Below are 18,238 nucleotides of genomic sequence, written 5' to 3'. Positions count from 1 at the left end.
AGCGCTCGGATTGTAGCAGGCGTCACGGTATTCGCAGCGTACGCGACTCTCATGGAGCCTGCTCCGAGTGCTCGCGACGGACGTGTTTGGCGTACTCCTCCGCCACCCACGGCAGGTCATCCGCCAGCTCCTTCACCTGCCGCGTGCGGAGCTTCTCCTGCGGTTTACCTTGCCGCTCCCAGCGCTCCAGCACCGCCTTTGTCTCGATCCGCTCGCTCCCGTCCGGGTTCCGCACCCACGTCGTCTCGCCCCGCCGACCGTGCCCGCATTTCTCGGCGATGGCCATGAACACCGGCCGCTGCTTCAAGCCCCCTTTGCCCATCATTTGGAATTCGCTCGGCGAGCGCCGCCTCAGAAAGACGCAGCTGGCCTGCACCGAGACCTGCGGCAGGAAGGCCTCGGCGGGCAGATCCACGCTCGCCAAGAGCTCCATGTGTCGGAGCATCCACTGCCGCACGGAGGCCATGTAGCTCCCCGGGTTGCCCAGGATCCCGTTGGGCAGCACGATGGCCATCACCCCGGTGCCGGGCTTGAGGAAGTGATAGCAAGCCTCGATGAAGAGGATCTCCGGCGGCAGCTTCTTCGCGTCCTTGCCGAGCTCGAAGGCGCTCAGGATATCGGGGTCGTCGACGGGGATCTTGGCGCCGAAGGGTGGGTTTGTGCACACGTAATCGAAGGAGTCGAGCCCCCCACTGCGCTTCACGAACTCGCGCATCTGGTCGTTCATGAACTCCTGGGCTCGCTTCGGTGCCCCGGGCTTCAGCGCGGCTACGAGCTCGAGGCTGTTGGCTTCGTAGATGTTGCCGTGCCCGTCGTTGTTCATCACCATGTTCATGCGCGCGGCCTTGCGCAGATCGGGATCGACATCGAGGCCCCAGAGGCTCTCCTTGGCGTACTTCTGGACCTTGGGCCCGATCCGCCGGAGCTCTTTGGGCAGCGGCTGGTCGGGATGTGGGCAGCCATCATCAACGAGCAGCCGCCGCCGCGCGTGGGCCAGCGCTACGACCAGAAATCCTCCGCTCCCGCAGGCCGGGTCGAGGAGCTTCTTTCCGGGCGCCGGGTCGACCATGTCGACCATCATCTGGATGATGTTGCGCGGCGTGAAGAACTGCCCGCGTTCCCGCTTCATCGTGGTGGAGGTGATGGCCTCGTAGGCCATCCCCTTGGCGTCGCTATCCGTGGAGAGCAGGCTATAGCGGGACAGCTCCGCGGCCACGAACGCGAGGGCCCGATCGCGCAGTTCGATCGTATCGTTGCGCCCGAGTACGTCGTCGTACCGCTTCTTGGCCTGCTCGAAGAGGGCCTTAATGCGGGCGGCGATCTTCTTCTCCCCCGCCTCGGTGTTGCGCTCGGTAGCGCCGACGAAGAACTGCCGGGCGCTCCCGTGCTCGTCGTGGATCTTGGCGAAGATGAGGTAAAGGAGCTGAAAGAAGGCGTCGCGCCGGTTCTGGTTGCCGTAGATAAAGTCGTGGCAGCGCTTGAACGTACCGAGGAGCGATGCGCTGGTGGCGACGCGCAGTGGCCGGCGCTCGGCGTTCTCGAGGTCGGCCAGCGTCTCGTCGGGAGCGGGGATGTCGGCCAGCTCGGTGTAGATCGGGGCCCCGGTGCGGGGGTTGTAGGTGCGCATGCGGAAAGCTAGGTCGAGCCCGTTGGTCCAGACACCGAAGACCTCAGGGTGCTCCTCGCTCAGGTTTCCCAGGATCTCTTCAAGGACGGCGAGGGCCTTTTCGCCGGGCTTGGTGCCGGGCTTGGCGACGATGGCGACCCGGGTGATGGCGCCGAGATTGACTGCGCCCTCAGCGTCGCGGTGGGGCTGGCCATGCTCAAAGACGGCCAGCGAGACGACACGACTGCGGGTGCGGACCTTGTCGCCCTCGGAGGACTCGCACGCGATGCGGACGTCACGCTCCATGTCCTCGAGCGGTATCCCGTACTCGCGGTGGAACTGCTCGATGAAGGATTGGAGGACCTCTTCGCCGGGTGTGGCCTGGCGGTGGGTGCCGGTGAGGGCGCAGACGAGCGAGCCGTCGAGGACCACGTCGTCATCGCCGCTGTCGGCTTCGTCCGGCTGGGGTTCGCGCTCGGGGGCGGCGGGGGCTTCGACGGGCTCGGCCTCGGAGAAGAGGTCGCCCTGCGTGGCGTCGTCGTCACTGCGCTTCTTGGGCCGGGGCATGATCGGCTCAGGGTTTTAGCGGAAAGGCGGGCGACGATACAATGGGTGCGGCTCGATGGGGCGCGGCCGGCCTCGTCGACCGGCGCGCCGCCTCAGCAATCCGTGCGCGAAGGGCGCTCTTGACCGGCGCCAGGCCAGGGTCGAACCTAACAAACCTCCGGAGGTTCGGATGTCGAACGAGGTCCTGGGCGACCTGAACGCAGCCTGCGCTCGCGGGGATGACGAAACCACCGAGCGGATCGCGGAACTCGTGGGGCTCACGTCGCGCGCGGTCCAGAAGCGCCTCCACGAGGCCCACGGCGCGACGCTTGTACGCAACGTCTTCTTCGACGCGTGGCCTGCAACCGCCGGCGCGCTCGCCGAGATGCGCGTCAAGCAGGCCCGCGAAGCCGGGCTCTTCCCGGAGATCGCGCGGGTCACGGGCCTCGCCGAGCGCGCGGTGCGCCGCCGGCTGGAGGGGGCGCACGGTAAGGGCTTCCTCCAGAACCTCTTCTCTGACGCATGGCCAAGCGAGGAGGGCGAGGACGATGCCGCGGCCTCGGACGATGAGGCCGATCATGACCTCGTCGCGATCGGCACCCTGACCGCGGCACGGGCGCGCCGGGACGAGGGCGTCGTGCAGAGGATCGCCGTGCTGACCGGGCACGCGGTTCGCTCCGTCCAGCGGCGGCTCGAGGAGGCACGCGGCGCGACACGGGTGCGCAAGCTCTTCCGCGAGTGGCCGACGGATCCGCAGCGGCTCGGCGATCTGCGCGTCAAGCTCGCCCGCGAGTGCGGTCTGTTCCCGGAGATCGCGGCGGTGACGCACCAGAGCGAGCAGACCATCATCGACTGGCTCATGCAGGGCGATGGCCGCTCGGCAGTCCGCAACCTCTTCGGGTACGTGTGGCCCTCGCGCGGACCGGGCGGCAAGGAGCAGTACGAAGAGGAGGACGGCGACGAAGAGGAGGACGGCGACGAGAGCGAGGACGGCGACGAGAGCGAGGACGGCGACGAGAGCGAGGACGGTGGCGACGAGGAGGACGGCGACCAGGAGGAGGACGAAGAGGAGGACAGCGACGAGGACGAGGACGGCAACGAGGACGAGGACGAGGACGATGGCGACGAGGAGAACCTGGTCGCTCGCTTCCGCCTCGATCCCGACGGTGCGTGGAGCCGCCCGCGCCAGCTCGCCCGCGTCCTGCGCCTCCTCGGCATCGAGGTTCCCCAGCGCCTCCGCGCGCAGCGGTTCCGGGAGGCCTTGCAGTTTCTGGCGCGGGCTGGGATCCAGGCCTGCCTTGCGAGCGACGAGGAGCGGACCGTGCTCCCGCTCGACGCCGACACACCGGGCATCCATGCCGAGATCCGCCTCCGGATCGCGACAGTGCCGGCGGCGCGGACGCCGCCCCCTACACGCGGGCCCGAGCCGAGTCCGCCGCCACCGATTGTGGTCGTCACCCGGCCGGCACGTCCCGCGCCGCCACCCCCTCCACAGCCGCGTGAGCCGCCTTACGACACCGCCCTACGGCGACTCCAGTTCCTCACCGCCGTCCCCTCCATGGACCGCCAGCACGAGCCGGGGTGGCCTGACGCCTACCTCGAGGCGGCCACCGCCGACCTCGAGGTGACGCCGTTCGAAGTGCGACATCTGCGCATGGTCGCCGCGTCCTTCGTGAAGGGACATCATAGCCCGGAGGTCGTCATCACGCGCCTGCTCACGATGGAGGCGCCCCACGATCTGGAGGCGCTAATCGCTCGATTCCGTCACCTCAACCAGAGCATGGCGGATAACGCCGAGGAGGTCATCCGATGGATGGGCGCGATCTCCACGGGCCACCCGCTCGTCCCGCAGCCGCCACCTCAGGCGCCTGCGCCCGTCCCGGCGCCCTACGCCGCCTCTCGGCCGGCGGCTCGCGTCCCGCAGCCTACGCCTCGGGTCAAGCAGGCCACGCACGAGACTCACACCAATGTCCGCGATCTCGGCGCGCTGGACGACATGTTCAAGGACTAGGAGCAGAGATGGACCCTTCGTTGCGCGACAAGATCGAGCATGTCTTTCAGGGCCTGGCGGTTGACAAACGGCAGGCTCTCGCAGCCGGCTTCGAGACCATGCCCCGTTTCGTCACCGAGTTCCTCCTGGCCAAGGCGCGCGCGCAGAACAGCGCCCTCGGCATCGAGGATGTGCGCGAGCGTATCCGAAAGTACTCCGTCGACGCCGACCGCAAGGGCGAATTCATCTCGCGCCTCATGCGCGAGCAGACCGGCAAGCTCATCGCCCTGCTCGAGGTCGAGCCTCGCCCCGAGCGCAACGCGCACGTCGGCCGCATCGCCCAGCTCGACGGCCACGAGCTCGTCGTCCCCGAGGCGATTGTCGCCCAGTACCCGGAGCTGCTTTACGGAGGCCTCTGGGGCAGCACCGTCCTACGCTACGACACCAGCACACCGCGCCCGAAGATCCATGTGGACGAGTTCGCGCCTTACCAGCTCACACGGCCCGATATGCCCGCGTTCCGGCGGGCGCGCGCCGAGTTCACCCTCGATGAGTGGATCGATCTGCTCATCACCAGCGCCGGCTACCGCCCGGAGGCCTTTCCCTCGCTCCGCCACCGGCTGCTCGTCCTCTGCCGCCTCGTCCCGCTCACCCAGCCCAACGTCAACCTCGTGGAGATGGGTCCGCGCGGCACCGGCAAGAGCTATCTCCTCCGCAACCTGAGCTCGCGGGTCTTCCTGCTTGCGGGTGCGCGCGCGACGCCGGCGACGCTGCTCTACGACCTGAACCGCAAGCAGCTGGGCGTCATCGGCAAGAAGAAGGTGGTGGTCTTCGACGAGGTAGGTGCGACGGTCTTCCCCGACAAGTCGCTCGTGGCCGCGCTCAAGGATTACATGGAGTCCGGCAACATCTCACGAGGCGGCAAGGCCCTCGTGGGCGATTGCAGCTTCTGCTTCGCTGGAAACCTGGAGCTCGGGCCCGACGGCCTGCTCCCCAGCCGCGACTACATGCACTACTTCCAGGTGCTGCCGGCCGAGCTGTGCGATGTCGCCATTGCCGACCGCATTCACGGGTTCATTCCCGGCTGGGAGATGCCAAAGATCCGTGACGACGTACTCGCCGACGGCGTGGGCCTCGTGTCCGATTACTTCGGCGAGGTCCTCGGCGAGCTGCGGCGTGACATCACCTTCCACGACCACGTGAGGAACAACGTGACCCTGGAGAGCGCCACCCTGCGCGACAGGACCGCCGTGGAGCGGATCGCTTCGGGTCTGCTCAAGATGCTCTTCCCAGACGGGCAGATCGAGCCGGCGGGGAGAGACCAGGCACTTCAGGTAGCGGTCGAGCTGCGCCAGAGGGTGCACGATCAGATGGCGAAGATGGCGCCGCACGAGTTCCACACGAAGCGCATCGCCTTCCCGGGTATGCGGAACCACGAGGCGCCCGACATCCTCGGGATGCGCTCGCTGCAGGAGCAGGACGTGGAGGCGAACCAGCGGGAGTTGGTTGGAAAGATTACGATCCTCCTGGTGTCGAACCGAGGTGGTGGCGATGTGGGTTTCGTCGAGTGCGCGCATGTCGACGGTACACGGTTCTCGGTGACCGGGCTGCGCGGCGCGGTGCTGGAGCAGTCGGTGCGCGCCGCATACGACGCGCTGCTCAACCTGGGCGTGCAATTCGGCCTGACGCCGGAGGTGCTGCGATCGCGCAAGATGTCGGTGCACCTCGTCAACATCGCCGAGCCCAAGGATGGCCCAAGCGCCGGCCTCGCCTTTGCGCTGGCGATGCTCTCGGCGGCGACGATGCGGCCGATCCGGCGGGCCTTGGCGGTGACGGGGGAGCTGTCGATTCACGGGAACGTGAACCCGGTGGGCGGGATAGCGGAGAAGCTCCACGCGGCACAGCAGCACGGGCGCAAGAGGGTGATTATCCCGGCGGCGAACGCGCAGGAGCTTGCCCGGCTGCGGGCCGTGACGGCGCACCTGGAGGTGCAGCCCGTACAGACGCTGTCAGAGGCGGTGGCGCTGGCCTTCGATGGGTGAGAGGATGGGGCTTGTCGATCGGCGACTGGCTAGACGTTCCCGCGGGCGCGGGATGTAGTGATTGCGACGCGAGCAGGAGCTCGCTGGCGAGGTGTAACCGGTGTTCGATGTGCTCGGGTGCGTGCCCGACGAGCGCGCTCATGCCCCACAGCGCTGCGCCACGAGCTATTGTGGGCTTGGTGCGGACTCTCCCATCAAGAAGAGAAGCTCCTCGGCGGCGTCGCTCAGACGGACGCAGGGCCAACGGACGTCTGTCGAGACCCAGGGAAGGTGATACCCGGCGAGCTTGCGTGTCACTTGCACGAAGTCGTCCCGTAGAGAGGAGTCCGAGAGATGGCTCCAGAGGCGGCGAGCCATGCGGAGGAAGGGGAGCGCAACAGCTCGGCCGTGGACGCGTAGCGCCTCCAGACAGGCTCGACCCCATGCCTCCGGCGCCGAGGCCAGGAGGCGCTCCTCATCGTCATCTGCGAGCTCTCGGTCGTCCTCATTCAAGAACGGACGCAGAGAGGCAGCTTGCTCCGCAAGCATCGGAGCTTCGTCGGGGTGCAGGAGCATGAGATAGGAGGTGGCCTGATGGATCACCGGGAGCGGAGCGCGGCTACCCACGAGCATGCGCAGCACGGGCTCGACCTGACGCAAGATGCGCGCGCGCGCCGCGGCACTCAACCAGCGCGCGAGTCTGAATGAAAAGAACGGCGACTCGGTGGGCCAGCGATCAACGTCGCAGATTCGCCGATGGAGTGCCTGAGCCACCTCTTCAGGGAAGTCTCCCTCCATCCAGGCATCCAGGGAGACATCGAATCGTTCGAGCTCCGTCCCCTGCGCCCACGCGATCAGGCCCTCGCTGATCTCCCGATCTTCTACCCAGGTCGGCCACAACCCGCGCAATACGAGGCTGAGGGCCGTCGGGGGCAGCGGCCTGATCTCGCCGTTTGCATCGGGACGCCCGCGGTTCGCGTGATCCCACGCGTCTCGCGCGGCGGCCCGCGCAGCTGCGCGGATCGGGGGGTGGTGCAGCGCGCCCTGGGAGGGCGGACACCACGGAACCAGAGGCATCATGAACGGGTTGTGAGGCAGCCACGCTGCATAGACCGCCACCGCGTCGGGCTCCCCTCTCGCGGCAAGCGGCTCCAGCGCGACGCCGGGGAACGAGCTGGGGATCTGGGCGTCAGTCCCACGACGCCACCTCGTCACGAGGGCTCTGCCGATCGCAGGGTGCCTCAGGGCCGCGCGACCGAGGGCATCTTGCGCGCCAACCGGGATGAAGATGTCTCCCGCTCGCTCCAGCAGATCCAACGCAGCCTCCGGCGCATGCTCAGCCGCAAGGCAAATCGCGTTGGTCAGGTCGCTCTGGCGAGGAGGCATCAAGGCGAGAGCCTCGCGCACCTCGCTCCTGTGAAAGGCTTCCGCGGTGATCTGGAGCAGATCCCGCCTGACGAGCCGCGAGGGAGGGGCGATCGGCGAGTCGCCGGCTGGTGGCTCAGGACCCTGCTGCGGGGGCGCGAAATCTGGCGCCAGCGCCTCGGGCCAGTGACGCTCGAGCCACGATCGCCCCTCTGGAACGCGCCGATGGGCCTCGATGGCATGGTAGGCTGCGGGCGGCTTATCGCCGCGGGAGACGAGCTCCTTAAGCTTCGTCAACAGGGCGTCAGTATCTGCTTCGCCGGGGAGCAAGGCCAGGGCCGCGGCCTCCGACGAGATCCAGCTACCCTGGGTCAGCAGCATCTGCAGGAATGCCCGATCGCCCTCATCGCGGGGCGCGTGCCGGAGCACGGCGGCCGCGACGAAGGCCGGCCGCCTCCAGGCCGAAAACTCGAAGGCGTATCCTTGGTCCTGGAGCTCCCAGATCAAGATGTCATGGATCTCCGGCGCAGCTTGCCGTTCAGCCAGCCGTGAGATCGCGACCGCACGGACGGCTGGATCCTCCTCGAAGAGGCGCTGGATCCACGCCTCCGGGTCGCTGTGGTCTCGCTCGGCGATCCATGAAGCCCGGTCGCCCACGGCGAGCAGCACGGGCTTCAGCTTCGGCCAGAGCGCCTCCCAGACCGGCCCGCCGTCGAGCGCGAACTTCCGAACCTCCGCGCCCACGCGGCGTCGCCGCCACGCCGAGGTCTCATCGGTCACCGAATCGAACAGCGCCGTGGCCAGCGTCTCCGCGACCGGGGCGGAGCCCTGCTCCCGGTCGCGCGCCGCCTGCGCGGCGACCAGTATCCGCCGCAACGGGGCGTCGGCGGTGTCCGTGGAGAGGACGTCGTGGAGGCCCGAGAGCAGCGTCAGCGCACGTGTCGGATCGGCATCCCAGCAGCGATCCAGGGCCAGGCGCGCGATCTCTCCGGCCCAGGGCTTGCCGGCTGTTCCGATGATCTGCTCGTCGCTCCTGCGCAGCAGGGCCCCGGCGGCGAGGTACTCCGCAACCGCGCGCTGCGGCAGCTCCCATGCGCTCCCGTCGATGCGACACAGCAAGCCGAGCTTCAGCTCCGCGGTCTCGATCGCGGAGTCGACCTCCGCCTCTCCGAGGACCCGCGCCAGGGCGGACTCGAGGGCCGACCGCGACAGCGCACGACCTCCTCGCGCGAGCGCGTCGAGCGCCACCTGCTCGAACGCCTCCCTGAGCCGCTTCCATGCCGAGCCATCCCGGTCCTCGGCCCACCGGCGGAAGAGCGCATCGACGAACCAGCGGAAGAGCCTCGCCCTCCCCGCCCCTCCGTCGGTGTGCTCCGGTTTCTGCAGGGCCAGGAGCGTGCTGCAAAGCGGGCTCGCGCGCGTCGAAGCGTCCGATGTTATCGCGGATTTAGGGGACGACGGGTGCCCTCGCTCTGCCATGCTGCGCGCCCACCTGGACGAGAAATCCTGCCATTCTTGCTCACGCCACGCGGGAATCTCCACCAGGGTGGCTTCCGGGAGCAGCCGGGGATGGAGGTGAGAGGTCCGGCAGGTAAGCGCGACGGCCATGATCGCCTGGCGGCCGTAGACGGCGATCAGCTCCTGCAGCACACCTTGCTGGGCCCGCTCTTCGACCTCATCCAGGGCGTCCACCAGAAGCACCCACCGGCTCATGGGATCCGCCCAAAGCCGCGGGAGACCATCGAATGGTAGGCGCGGTATCAGGAGGTCGAGCCGGGTTCCGACGAGCTGGGTGGCTCGGACGTGCAAGGGGAGCGGCGCGCGGTCGTCACCGGCGGCACGCTCGGCCAGCTGCGACGCCGTGGTCAGGACGGCCACTGTCTTTCCTGCACCCATCGGCGCGAGCACCAGGATGAGCGGCTTGCCGTGGGTCTCGATGTCCAGCCAGTCGATGAGCTGCCCCTCGTGACGGGGCGGACGGCTGCTGACCTGCGGGCGGCGGTCCGGCTGTCTGGTGGACAGCTCGCCCTGCCGTGACGCGAGCCTGAGGATCTGCGGGAGCAGCACCTCTTCGATGTGGATGTCGTCCGTTCCAGGAAGGTGAAACGAGAGCGGGTACAGCGGTCCGGCCTGCTGAAGTTCGCGGCGGACCTGAGCACAGTACTCCTGACGGAGCCGCGCCCGGTCCCCCTGCGACAGCCATGGTCCTGCGCCGCAGTGCCGGATCAGCAGATCGGAGAAGTGCTCCCAGCCCCAAACCTGGAAGTCGATCCTGAGCCGGCGACCAAGCGCCAGCGCCCTCGACTGGACCCCTGCCGAGACCGCCGCGGTCGTCACGACCACAAAGGTGCCAATTTCCTTCCAGTGCTGGAAGCACTGGAGCTGCTCGGCCATCTTCTCCAGATCGGACGGATTCAGGCGCTTCGCCCGGTAGTTCTTGGCCTGAAACGCCCAGAGCCGACCCGTGCCCGCCGGCCGCCGGTCCCGTGCCAGGACGTCGAGGCCGTGCTGCCCCTGGCCCTGCCGGCCGTAGAGCACGGCGCTCGGATCACCGAGGTACTCGCGGGCGAAGTGAGCGATATACCGCTCCAGCACTTTCCATTCGTCAGGGGGAGGGACGGGGGAGGACATTGTGTCGCTGGTGCCATCACCTTCCCTATCACAGCCCCATCGTCCGGGGTGGGATTCACCCCGGCGAATGCGCCAGCAGGTAAGCGCCTCGATGAGAAGCTTACCGGCCCCGACGGGACGCCCGTGAGAGCGGGTGCTCGCTGCCGGCCCTCCCATGACGTTCGTGGACCGAGGCCGTGGAAGTTGCGGTCGCTCTCGGGACGTACAACTTCTGCTCTCGGCTCTCCCGTCCCTGTGGGCGTGAGCATGTACAACGCCGACCGGATGCCGCAGGCAGACCTGCTACGTGCCGAGGATGTCCTGCACCTCCCGCTCGAGCCACTCGAGGGTAGCGTCCGCACGCCCGAGCTCCAGGCGGGCCTCCTCGAGCCATCGGACGGCGTCGTCACGCTGGATTGTGCGCGGGTGCTCGCCCACGCGCGCCAGGAGCTCTCCTGTATCGAGCGTGGGAACGCCGTGCTCGCCGGCGCGCCACACCGCTCGGCGCACCGCGCCCTCGACGACGCACCGGATGTCCGACGGCGTGAACAGCCGCGTGTTGGCCGCGAGCGCGTGCGTGTCGATGCCGTCGATGCCACGGATGCCGCGCCGCTGATCGCCGCCGAGGTAGTGCTCGAAGATCTCGCGCCGGTCGTCTTCCTGCGGGGGAAAGACGGGGATCTTCAGATCGAAGCGGCCGCTCCGGCGCACCGCGGAGTCGATGCCGCGGGCGTAGTTCGTGGTCGCGACGACGACGACGGAGCGCCCCGAGAGGCGATCGAGCTGCGCGAGGAGCTCGTTCACCTGCCGCTTCTCGTCCGTGTGCATGTTCATCTCGGACCGCTGCGGGGCAACGCCGTCGAACTCGTCCAGTATCAACATCGAGGGCGCCTGCTTCAGGGCCCACGTGAAGACCTCCCGGATCTTCTCGACCCCCTCGCCCAGCCACATCGAGGTCAGGTCACTCGGCACGAGCCGTCGGCACGAAAGGCTCGCCTGACCCGCCAGCACGCGTCCGATCAAGCTCTTGCCGCACCCTGGGAGCCCGTACAGCAGCAGGCCGTTCGGGGCGCTCACGCCGAAGCTCTGATAGCGGGACGGCTCGACAAGCGGCGCGAGCAGATCGCTCTGCAAGCGGGCCTTCAGGTCGGCGTAACCAGCGACGTCCGTCCAGTCGAGTGGCCGCTCCACGATCGGCTTGCGCGCCTCGCGCCACGCGACCCCTCGGATGCGAACCTGCGGGCGAGGAGGATCGAGCAGGCTCACGAAGACCGGGCGACGGTCCTGCAGGTCGACGAAGCCGAGGCGAACGCGATCGAGCGCGTCGCCAGCAACGTTCCGTACGATCGCGGAGACCTGGTGCCGGGCGAGCAACGCGACGTCGCGCGGGAAGAGGAGCCACACCTGCTCGCACTCGAGCATCGCAGCCCGTTTCCGGCGGAGCTTGTTCTCGAGGAAGAAGAACGGGTTCGACCCGCGGAGCGCGATGCCGCGCAGTGTCTCGACCTCGACCCAGAGCTTCTTCCCCACGCGAAGGTCGGGGCGTGCCACCTTCATGTCCGGCACATCCGCCTCGGTCTCGTCGACATCCGCGGGGATCTCGAGCACGCGCTCCACGAGCACGTTCTCGTTCGGGAAGCGGGTCGTGAGGTGCTCCAGCATCACGGCCTTGAGCACCATGTGCTCGGTCCCCTCGTAGCCCGCGTCGAACTTGGGATGCGTCACCTCGTACGTGGCCCGATCGAGGAGCGCATCGGCCGCGCGCACCGCGTCGGCGAAGAGGCTCGAGAGCTGCACCTCCACGTCGCCATCCTGCCAGTCCGCCTCCACCGAAGGCGCACCGGTATATGCGGCAAGCCAGCGGAGAAGCTGAGGGTAGTTCGGATCGTCCGCGGCGCGGCGCGCATCAGGGCCAGGGTCGGCCGTCGTCGTGGTGAAAATCGCGCGCACCCGGTACGTGTGCGGGACGAACGCCTCGCGCACGAACGCCGTGAGTTCGTCGTCGACCACGTCGTGCGGGTCGTCTCGGATCAGGTAGACCGCACCGATGCCGGGGAAGTCGTCGCTCTCGCGGCGGTCGCCCTGCCCGGTCACGGAGCGCAGGCGTGACAACGTGAGGATCTCGGGGGCCTGCGCGACCCACCGTCCCATGTCGTCGAACCGGAACGTCAGCGCCCGCCGCCGTGTGAGCGCCGCCAGGACGCCGGCCAGCAACGTGAACATCTCGTCGGACGCATCGACCATCAGGCACACCGTGCGGCACGACCAGATCGCCGCCATGACGTCATGCCAGAGTGCGCTCGAGCGCTCGCCGGTCGGCGCGTCGTCGACGTGGAAGCCGAACGTGAGCGGATCGACCGGCAGATCAAGCTCGCCGTCCTTCCACGCGACCACGCCTCGTGCGCTCCCGTCGCCGGCGCGGGCCGCGCGCTGGGGCTGCTCCCTGCTGGCGGGCGCGTCGCTTTTCCAGATGGTGATGTAGTCGTTGACGGTGCTGCCGCTGAGCCTGTGCTCGTAGCCCCACCTCTGGAGGTTCTCGAGCGCGGACGAGAGCGATGTCTGGCGCACGCGGGCGCTCGCGGTGTAGCCGAAGCCCTCGAGGAAGGTCCGGAGCTTCATCCGTGCGCGGCCGCGATCCGAGCGGGCGATGGTCGTCTCGATCTCCTCGCGAAAGTGCTCGCTGATGGTGTCGAGGAAGTCAGTGCGGTCGGGCATGGGTCGGTCTCCGCAGTACCTGCGTGCGAGCGTACCAGCCCTGGCCGCGAGAGCCCTGCGCGTGTCGCCACGAGGGCCCGTGCATCAAGTCTCCGTTCTTACAGACCGGGTGGGAGGCCTGAGCCTCGACGGAACTGCAGGGGCGGGAAGGATGCCCTTGCTCGGCGCACTGAGTACGACGCCGCAGGTCGGGACGCGCGCCATGTGGAGGTCGAGCGACGTGACTCGCTCCGCACGGATCCGGTCATGCGGCGCGTCGCACGCGCTCGAGCATCGGGCTGACGATCCCGTTGAGGATCCGGAGCCCCTTCCTGATGGCGTCCACCGCTTCGCGGACGAGCCTCGCGCGTTCCTCGCTCGGTGGCATCGCGCCGAGGGCTTCGGCCATCACATTCGCGCCCGAGATGGCGTGGTCGATGAGCTTGATTTGGCGTAGGTCCTCCGTCTCGTACGCGTAGGTGACCTCCACGAGTTCGCCGGAGGGGCTTCGCGCCAACCTCCCGCGGTCGTTGCAGGGGGTGCAGGCCGGGAGCGCCACACGACCAGCACCGCTCGGGGATCTTCGTCACCGTGCGCGCGACGACGGCGACGCCGGCGGGTCGGTTCGGTAAGACCCCCACCGCGGCCGGCGCCTGGCTCGACTGCGCCGACACCTTCCCTTGCCGTGTGGCATCTGCACAGCTTCCGCCACGGTCGCCGCCTCGCCCGAGGCCACCGCGCGCGCCGTCATCGCCAGCTTCTCCTTCGGCAGCCGCGCGAGCGCGAGCAGCTCCGCCTTGTTCTCGAGCGGCGTGCCCTTCACGACGCGCTTGGCCTCCGGGGGTCAGCTTCGCGACCTGGACGTCCTCCTGCCGGTGGTCAGGCCGCTCTGGTGAATCCTTGTCCTGATTGAGGTGATGCCGAGAGGACAAAGCGTTCGACGCTACACAAGGTTGCTTCGCGGCTCGCGGAAGTCGTCAAGCTCGGCCCCGTTCAGGTGGAGGCACAGCCCACGCCCGTGGCGGTGGCCGGTTAAGAGAGGGAGGCGACCGCGGGATAACATCCACGCCGCTGCTTTCGCGGGCGGACGACGCGGCCGAACATGGTGGGAGGCTGGAGCGCCGAACCCGTCCCCTTACGATCGGGCACGGGTTACGGGTAGGGCAAGCGAGGGGACCGATGGGCAGGAGCGCCGCGTACGCTCGCCGCCGAACTCGCAGGGGTCCGACTCAGGCGGCTCAGGCACGGGAACGGTCCCGGAGCGGGTGCCGGACAGGGGGTCGCCGTGCCAAAAGTTTGCCAAATCTCGGGTCCCGTCTTGTCCGCCGCGGTCCTCTCCCGTCCCACCCCACGACCGCAGCAAATGCCGGAACTCACAGCAGATTTCAGCGGAGGAGAAGGGATTCGAACCCCTGGTTGAGTTGCCCCAACGGCGGTTTTCAAAACCGCTGCCTTCGACCGCTCGGCCACTCCTCCAAATACTCAGAACGACTTGCTTTTGTGCCCGTTCCTGCGCCGCATGTCAACGCCGCCCGCACGCCGCGCCGCCGCCTGCCCGTGGGCGCCCCTGGCCTCGACCAGCCCGCATCCGGCAGTGCTCCGCCTCCACATCGGCGTCTCCCCTCCCTCGCCCCTCCCCCGCCCTTCTCGAGCGCCCCGCTACCTCCGCCCCCCGTTCCCCGTCGCCGCTCCCCCCGTCCCCGCCGCTCCCCCCGTCGCGCCCCCCGCCTTCTCCCCCACCCCGCCCTTCATCACCTCCGCCAGCCACGTCTTCGCGCCCGCGCAGGTCCCCGCCGCGCTGACCTCCCCTCCCCCGCGCCGCTCGTACGGCCCGGCGACGATCGCCACGTCGCTCCCGCGCGCCGTCCACGCGAGCGGCCCGAGCGACGCGCGCTGCTGGCACGCCTTCCCGAAGCGGCGCTCGAGCACCTTCCCCGCCTCCGCCGCGTCGGCCGCGCGGTCGAACCGCAGCCGCCACGCGAGCGCGAACGCTCGGCGCGTCGGGTCCTGCGGATCGTCCCGCTGGACCACCGCGAACCGATCCCCGCCCCACCCGGCCGCCGCGCCGATGGCCGCCTCGCGGTGCGCGTAGGCCGCGAACGCGATGCGCAGCGCCTGCTCGCCCATCACGTCGTCGAAGACGACGCGGAACCCTGGACCGAGCGCCGCGGCGGTCGGGACAGCCACCTCGACGGCGGGCTCGCGCGCGGCGAGCTTCTCCGGGTGCAGCAGCTGCTCGGTGGTCTCCGGCAGCGCGCGCCAGACCGCGTCCACGGAGGCCCAGCCGCCGTCCCGGCGCAGCGCCTGCACGAACGCGAAGCCGTCCGTGTAAGGCGCGCCCAGCGACTCCTGCAGCACGAGCGGCGTGTCGCCCACGGACGACAGCGCCGTCGACATCGCCACGAGCTTCCGGAGCGTCGACTCGTCCATCTGGAACGCCGAGCCGACCAGCACATCGAACATCGCGCTCATCGCCTCGCCCTCGACGAGCGCGTGCGTGGCCGCGAGCCGATCGCTGTCGCCCGGATTGAAGCGCAGGAGCTTCCCCAGCGAGAAGCTCTGGTCCTGGAGCGCGTGGACGAGCTCGTGCGCCAGCGTCTCCTCGGCCTCGGTCTCGCTGAGATCGTCGACGAGGTACATCGTCGCGTCCTCCGGCTCGTAGAAGCCCGCGATGCGTCCCTCGAGCAGGCGGTACATCCCGGCGGTGAAGTCGTAGTCGGCCGGGATGAGCTCGAGCGCCGCGAGCACCTCGCGCTGGTGATCCAGCACGCCCTCGGGGATCTCGCGCTCCACGTGCGCGCGCACCCGCGCCAGGATCTCGCCGCGGGTGAGCACGCGGCTCCGCACCTCGCGGAGCACCGGCAGGCCGCGCGCCTTCGCCACGCGGGCGAGCACGCGCGCGACCTCGTCCTGGGTCAGCCGGGCCGCGTCGTCGTCGAGCTCGCCCTCGCCGACCGGATCTGCGCCCCCGGCCGGCGGAGGCGCGACGGGCGGCGCAGGGCGCGCCGTGTCCGAGGCCTGCGCGCGCGACCGCGCCGCAGGCGCAGCCGGCTGCGCGCAGCCAGCCAGCGCGGCCGTCCCGAGGAGCGCCGCCCCGAGGAGCGCCGCCGCCGCGGGCCCCCGCGCCGCCGCGGGCCCCCGCGCCGCCGCGAACCCCCGCGCCGCCGCGAACCCCCGCGCCGCCGCGGGCCTCCGCGCCGCCGCCGCTCGGGCTTCGGGCTGGGTCACAGCTGCTCCGCGGCGGGCGCGCGGAGCGCCCGGATCGCCTCGGCATACCGCGCCACGCGCGCGTCGAACGATAGCTCCTCGCCCGGCGCCGCGGCGCCGAACACGGCCGAGCCGGCGACCAGCGCCCTCGCCCCGGCGGCGATGACCTGCCCGGACGTCGACGGAGCGATGCCGCCGTCGACCTCGAGCGCGATGTCGAGGCCCGCCTGATCGATCGCCTGGCGCAGGCTCCGCAGCTTGGAGAGCGACGACGGGATGAACCGCTGGCCGCCGAACCCCGGGTTGACGCTCATCACCAGAATCAGATCCAGATCGGGCAGCACATGCCGGATCGACTCTTCTGAAGTGTGAGGGTTCAGCACGACGCCGGGGCGCGCGCCAGCTTCCCGGATCTGATGGATCGTCCGGTGCAAGTGCGGCGACGCCTCGACGTGGACCGAGATCCGATCGGCTCCGGCGGCCGCAAACTCGTCCACGTAGCGCTCGGGCTCCACGATCATCAGGTGCACGTCGAGCGGAAGACGCGTTGCGGCGCGAACCGCGCGAACGACCAGGGGTCCGATCGTAATGTTTGGCACAAACCGGCCATCCATCACGTCGACGTGGATCCAGTCGGCCCCGGCGGCCTCGGCGGCCCGCACTTCCTCCGCGAGACGACCGAAGTCAGCCGACAGGATCGACGGAGCGACGATGATTTTGTCGTGACGCACAGGGTAGCGCTAGCAGGCGTGACGCGCGGCGGCTAGCGGGGCACCCACGAGCGTGCTTACGAGGAGGCCGGCGCGGCTGCTAGGCTGCGCAGGTCTGCGCGAGGCGCTCGTGCCCTGCGCGGCGGCGCTGCAGACCGAAGGCAGGATCCCGAACCGTTCGAGTGAGGTGATGCATGGAGACACGGCCGCTGACGAAGCCCGACTACGACCGGATCGTGGGCGAGATCGATCGGTGGTGGGCAGGCCCAACCAGCGCGCTCGCGCACCCGATCTTCTTCTACGAGCTCGGGCGTCTTGCCCGCGTCGTCGAGGATCACGGGTTGCTTGTCGGCTTCCTGCTCGGGTTCAGGTGCCCGGACGCGGCGATCGGGTACGTGCACCTCGTCGGCATTCACCCCGACTACCGCCGGCGCGGCGTCGGCAGGATGCTCTATGCAGCGTTCGAGGAGGACTGCCGCCGCGAGGGCTGCCGGCAGCTCAAGGCGATCACGACCCTGGGCAACGAGGGCTCCGTGCGCTTCCACGCGGCGGTCGGCTGGTCGGCGGCCGAGGTCGAAGACTACGCCGGGCCTGGGCGCCCGCGGATCGTGTTCACCAAGGATCTCTGATGCGGCTCGCGCCAGGCGCGCACGGCGGCAGCGCGGCTTCTGGGCGGAGCGCGGCGCGAGGCGGCTCGACGAGGCCCACGCGCGCCGCGAGGGCGAGCGTTGACGTCCTCATGTTGCGGCGTACGCTCTGGGCGGGATACATCGGCTCGGGGCCGCGAGGTGGAGCGATGCGAGAAGGCGGATACGTTCGCAAGGTGGTGGCAGACGTTGTCGGGTCGGCCGACGTGGTGGTCGCCGCAGGCGCCCTCGGTGCATCCCCGTGAGCCGCGACGCTGAGCTGGTCACGCAGCTGCGCGAGATCGGCCTGTTCGGCGGCCTGGGCGATCACGTCCTCCAGGGGCTCGCCGACACGCTGGAGCTGCTCGAGCTGCAGCCGGGGGCCGTCGCCTTCCGCGAAGGCGACAGCGGCCGCGAGATGTTCGTGCTGCTCGCGGGGGAGATGGAAGTGCTCAAGCGCTCGAAGCGCGACGTCGAGGCGAGGGTCGCGGTCCTGGGGCCGAGCGACTGGTTCGGCGAGATGTCGATCCTCGACGTGATGCCCCGCTCGGCGACCGTGCGAGCGATCGCCCCGTCGCGCTTGATGCGCGTCACCGCCCACGATCTCGACGCGCTCTACCGGCGCGACCTCAAGTCGTACACCCTCCTCGTGCTGAACATCGCCCGCGAGATGTCGCGCCGCCTCCGCGTGGCCGACAGCCTGCTCGCCGAGCTCGTCGCGAACATGCTCGACGAGTACACGCGGCCGCGCCGACCCGGGATCTGAGCGGCGCGACCGAGGCGTCGCAGGGCGAAGACGTTCAGGAAACGTCTCCCGGCCGTACCCGGGAGATCAGCGCCGCCGTCGAGTTACGAGGAAGTAT

At 69.4% G+C, this 18,238-nt stretch carries 11 protein-coding genes and 1 tRNA gene; 4 read left to right on the top strand and 8 right to left on the bottom strand.

The annotated features are described in order from the left end of the window. Nucleotides 1-49: 49 nt before the first annotated feature. On the bottom strand, nt 50-2,173 hold the full coding sequence (locus WME83_RS47465; RefSeq protein ID WP_437316316.1) for a restriction endonuclease subunit M: 2,124 nt from the start codon (nt 2,171-2,173) through the stop codon (nt 50-52). A 55-nt stretch (nt 2,174-2,228) separates the two neighbouring features. On the opposite strand from WME83_RS47465, the gene WME83_RS47460 reads away from it, so the two are divergent. Continuing rightward, on the top strand, nt 2,229-4,163 hold the full coding sequence (locus tag WME83_RS47460; RefSeq protein ID WP_437316315.1) for a hypothetical protein: 1,935 nt from the start codon (nt 2,229-2,231) through the stop codon (nt 4,161-4,163). Between the two features lie 8 nt (nt 4,164-4,171). Further along, nucleotides 4,172-6,184, top strand: a complete 2,013-nt coding sequence (brxL, locus tag WME83_RS47455; RefSeq protein WP_437316314.1) for a BREX system Lon protease-like protein BrxL — start codon at nt 4,172-4,174, stop codon at nt 6,182-6,184. A gap of 165 nt (nt 6,185-6,349) precedes the next feature. On the opposite strand, the gene WME83_RS47450 is transcribed toward brxL, so the two are convergent. The 7 genes from WME83_RS47450 to rpe all read right to left on the bottom strand — a co-directional run bounded on the left by WME83_RS47450 (nt 6,350) and on the right by rpe (nt 16,770). Next, entirely contained in the window at nt 6,350-10,123 is a 3,774-nt protein-coding gene (locus WME83_RS47450; protein ID WP_437316313.1) for an NACHT domain-containing protein, read from the bottom strand. A gap of 318 nt (nt 10,124-10,441) precedes the next feature. Then, nucleotides 10,442-12,853: an AAA family ATPase gene (locus tag WME83_RS47445; RefSeq protein WP_437316312.1), complete on the bottom strand. Its 2,412-nt coding sequence runs from the start codon at nt 12,851-12,853 to the stop codon at nt 10,442-10,444. Nucleotides 12,854-13,097: 244 nt separating this feature from the next. After that, complete coding sequence (locus WME83_RS47440) at nt 13,098-13,349, bottom strand: hypothetical protein (RefSeq protein ID WP_437316311.1); 252 nt, start codon at nt 13,347-13,349, stop codon at nt 13,098-13,100. A gap of 69 nt (nt 13,350-13,418) precedes the next feature. Then, nucleotides 13,419-13,655, bottom strand: coding sequence for a hypothetical protein (locus tag WME83_RS47435; protein WP_437316310.1), 237 nt, complete (start codon nt 13,653-13,655; stop codon nt 13,419-13,421). A gap of 566 nt (nt 13,656-14,221) precedes the next feature. Continuing rightward, nucleotides 14,222-14,308: transfer RNA gene (locus tag WME83_RS47430), tRNA-Ser, on the bottom strand. A 183-nt stretch (nt 14,309-14,491) separates the two neighbouring features. Further along, nucleotides 14,492-16,060 carry a hypothetical protein gene (locus tag WME83_RS47425; protein ID WP_437316309.1) on the bottom strand — a complete coding sequence of 523 codons (1,569 nt, stop codon included), beginning with the start codon at nt 16,058-16,060 and terminating at the stop codon, nt 14,492-14,494. Then, the gene (gene rpe / locus WME83_RS47420) at nt 16,057-16,770 is read right to left on the bottom strand and encodes a ribulose-phosphate 3-epimerase (RefSeq protein WP_437316308.1); all 714 of its coding nucleotides are present in this window, start codon (nt 16,768-16,770) and stop codon (nt 16,057-16,059) included. Before rpe ends, WME83_RS47425 begins: the two co-directional genes overlap by 4 nt. A 173-nt stretch (nt 16,771-16,943) precedes the next feature. Here rpe and WME83_RS47415 point away from each other — a divergent pair, with 173 nt between their 5' ends. Together WME83_RS47415 and WME83_RS47410 are read left to right on the top strand one after the other, a co-directional pair. Next, nucleotides 16,944-17,378 carry an N-acetyltransferase family protein gene (locus tag WME83_RS47415; RefSeq protein WP_437316307.1) on the top strand — a complete coding sequence of 145 codons (435 nt, stop codon included), beginning with the start codon at nt 16,944-16,946 and terminating at the stop codon, nt 17,376-17,378. A gap of 259 nt (nt 17,379-17,637) precedes the next feature. Next, nucleotides 17,638-18,141: a cyclic nucleotide-binding domain-containing protein gene (locus WME83_RS47410; protein ID WP_437316306.1), complete on the top strand. Its 504-nt coding sequence runs from the start codon at nt 17,638-17,640 to the stop codon at nt 18,139-18,141. Nucleotides 18,142-18,238 lie beyond the last annotated feature (97 nt).

The organism is Sorangium sp. So ce385 (genome assembly GCF_051474135.1).
Classification (GTDB): Bacteria; Myxococcota_A; Polyangia; order Polyangiales; family Polyangiaceae; genus Sorangium; species Sorangium cellulosum_D.
Note: the sequence above shows the minus strand (reverse complement) of the source record. Positions and strands in the feature narration are given on the sequence as shown.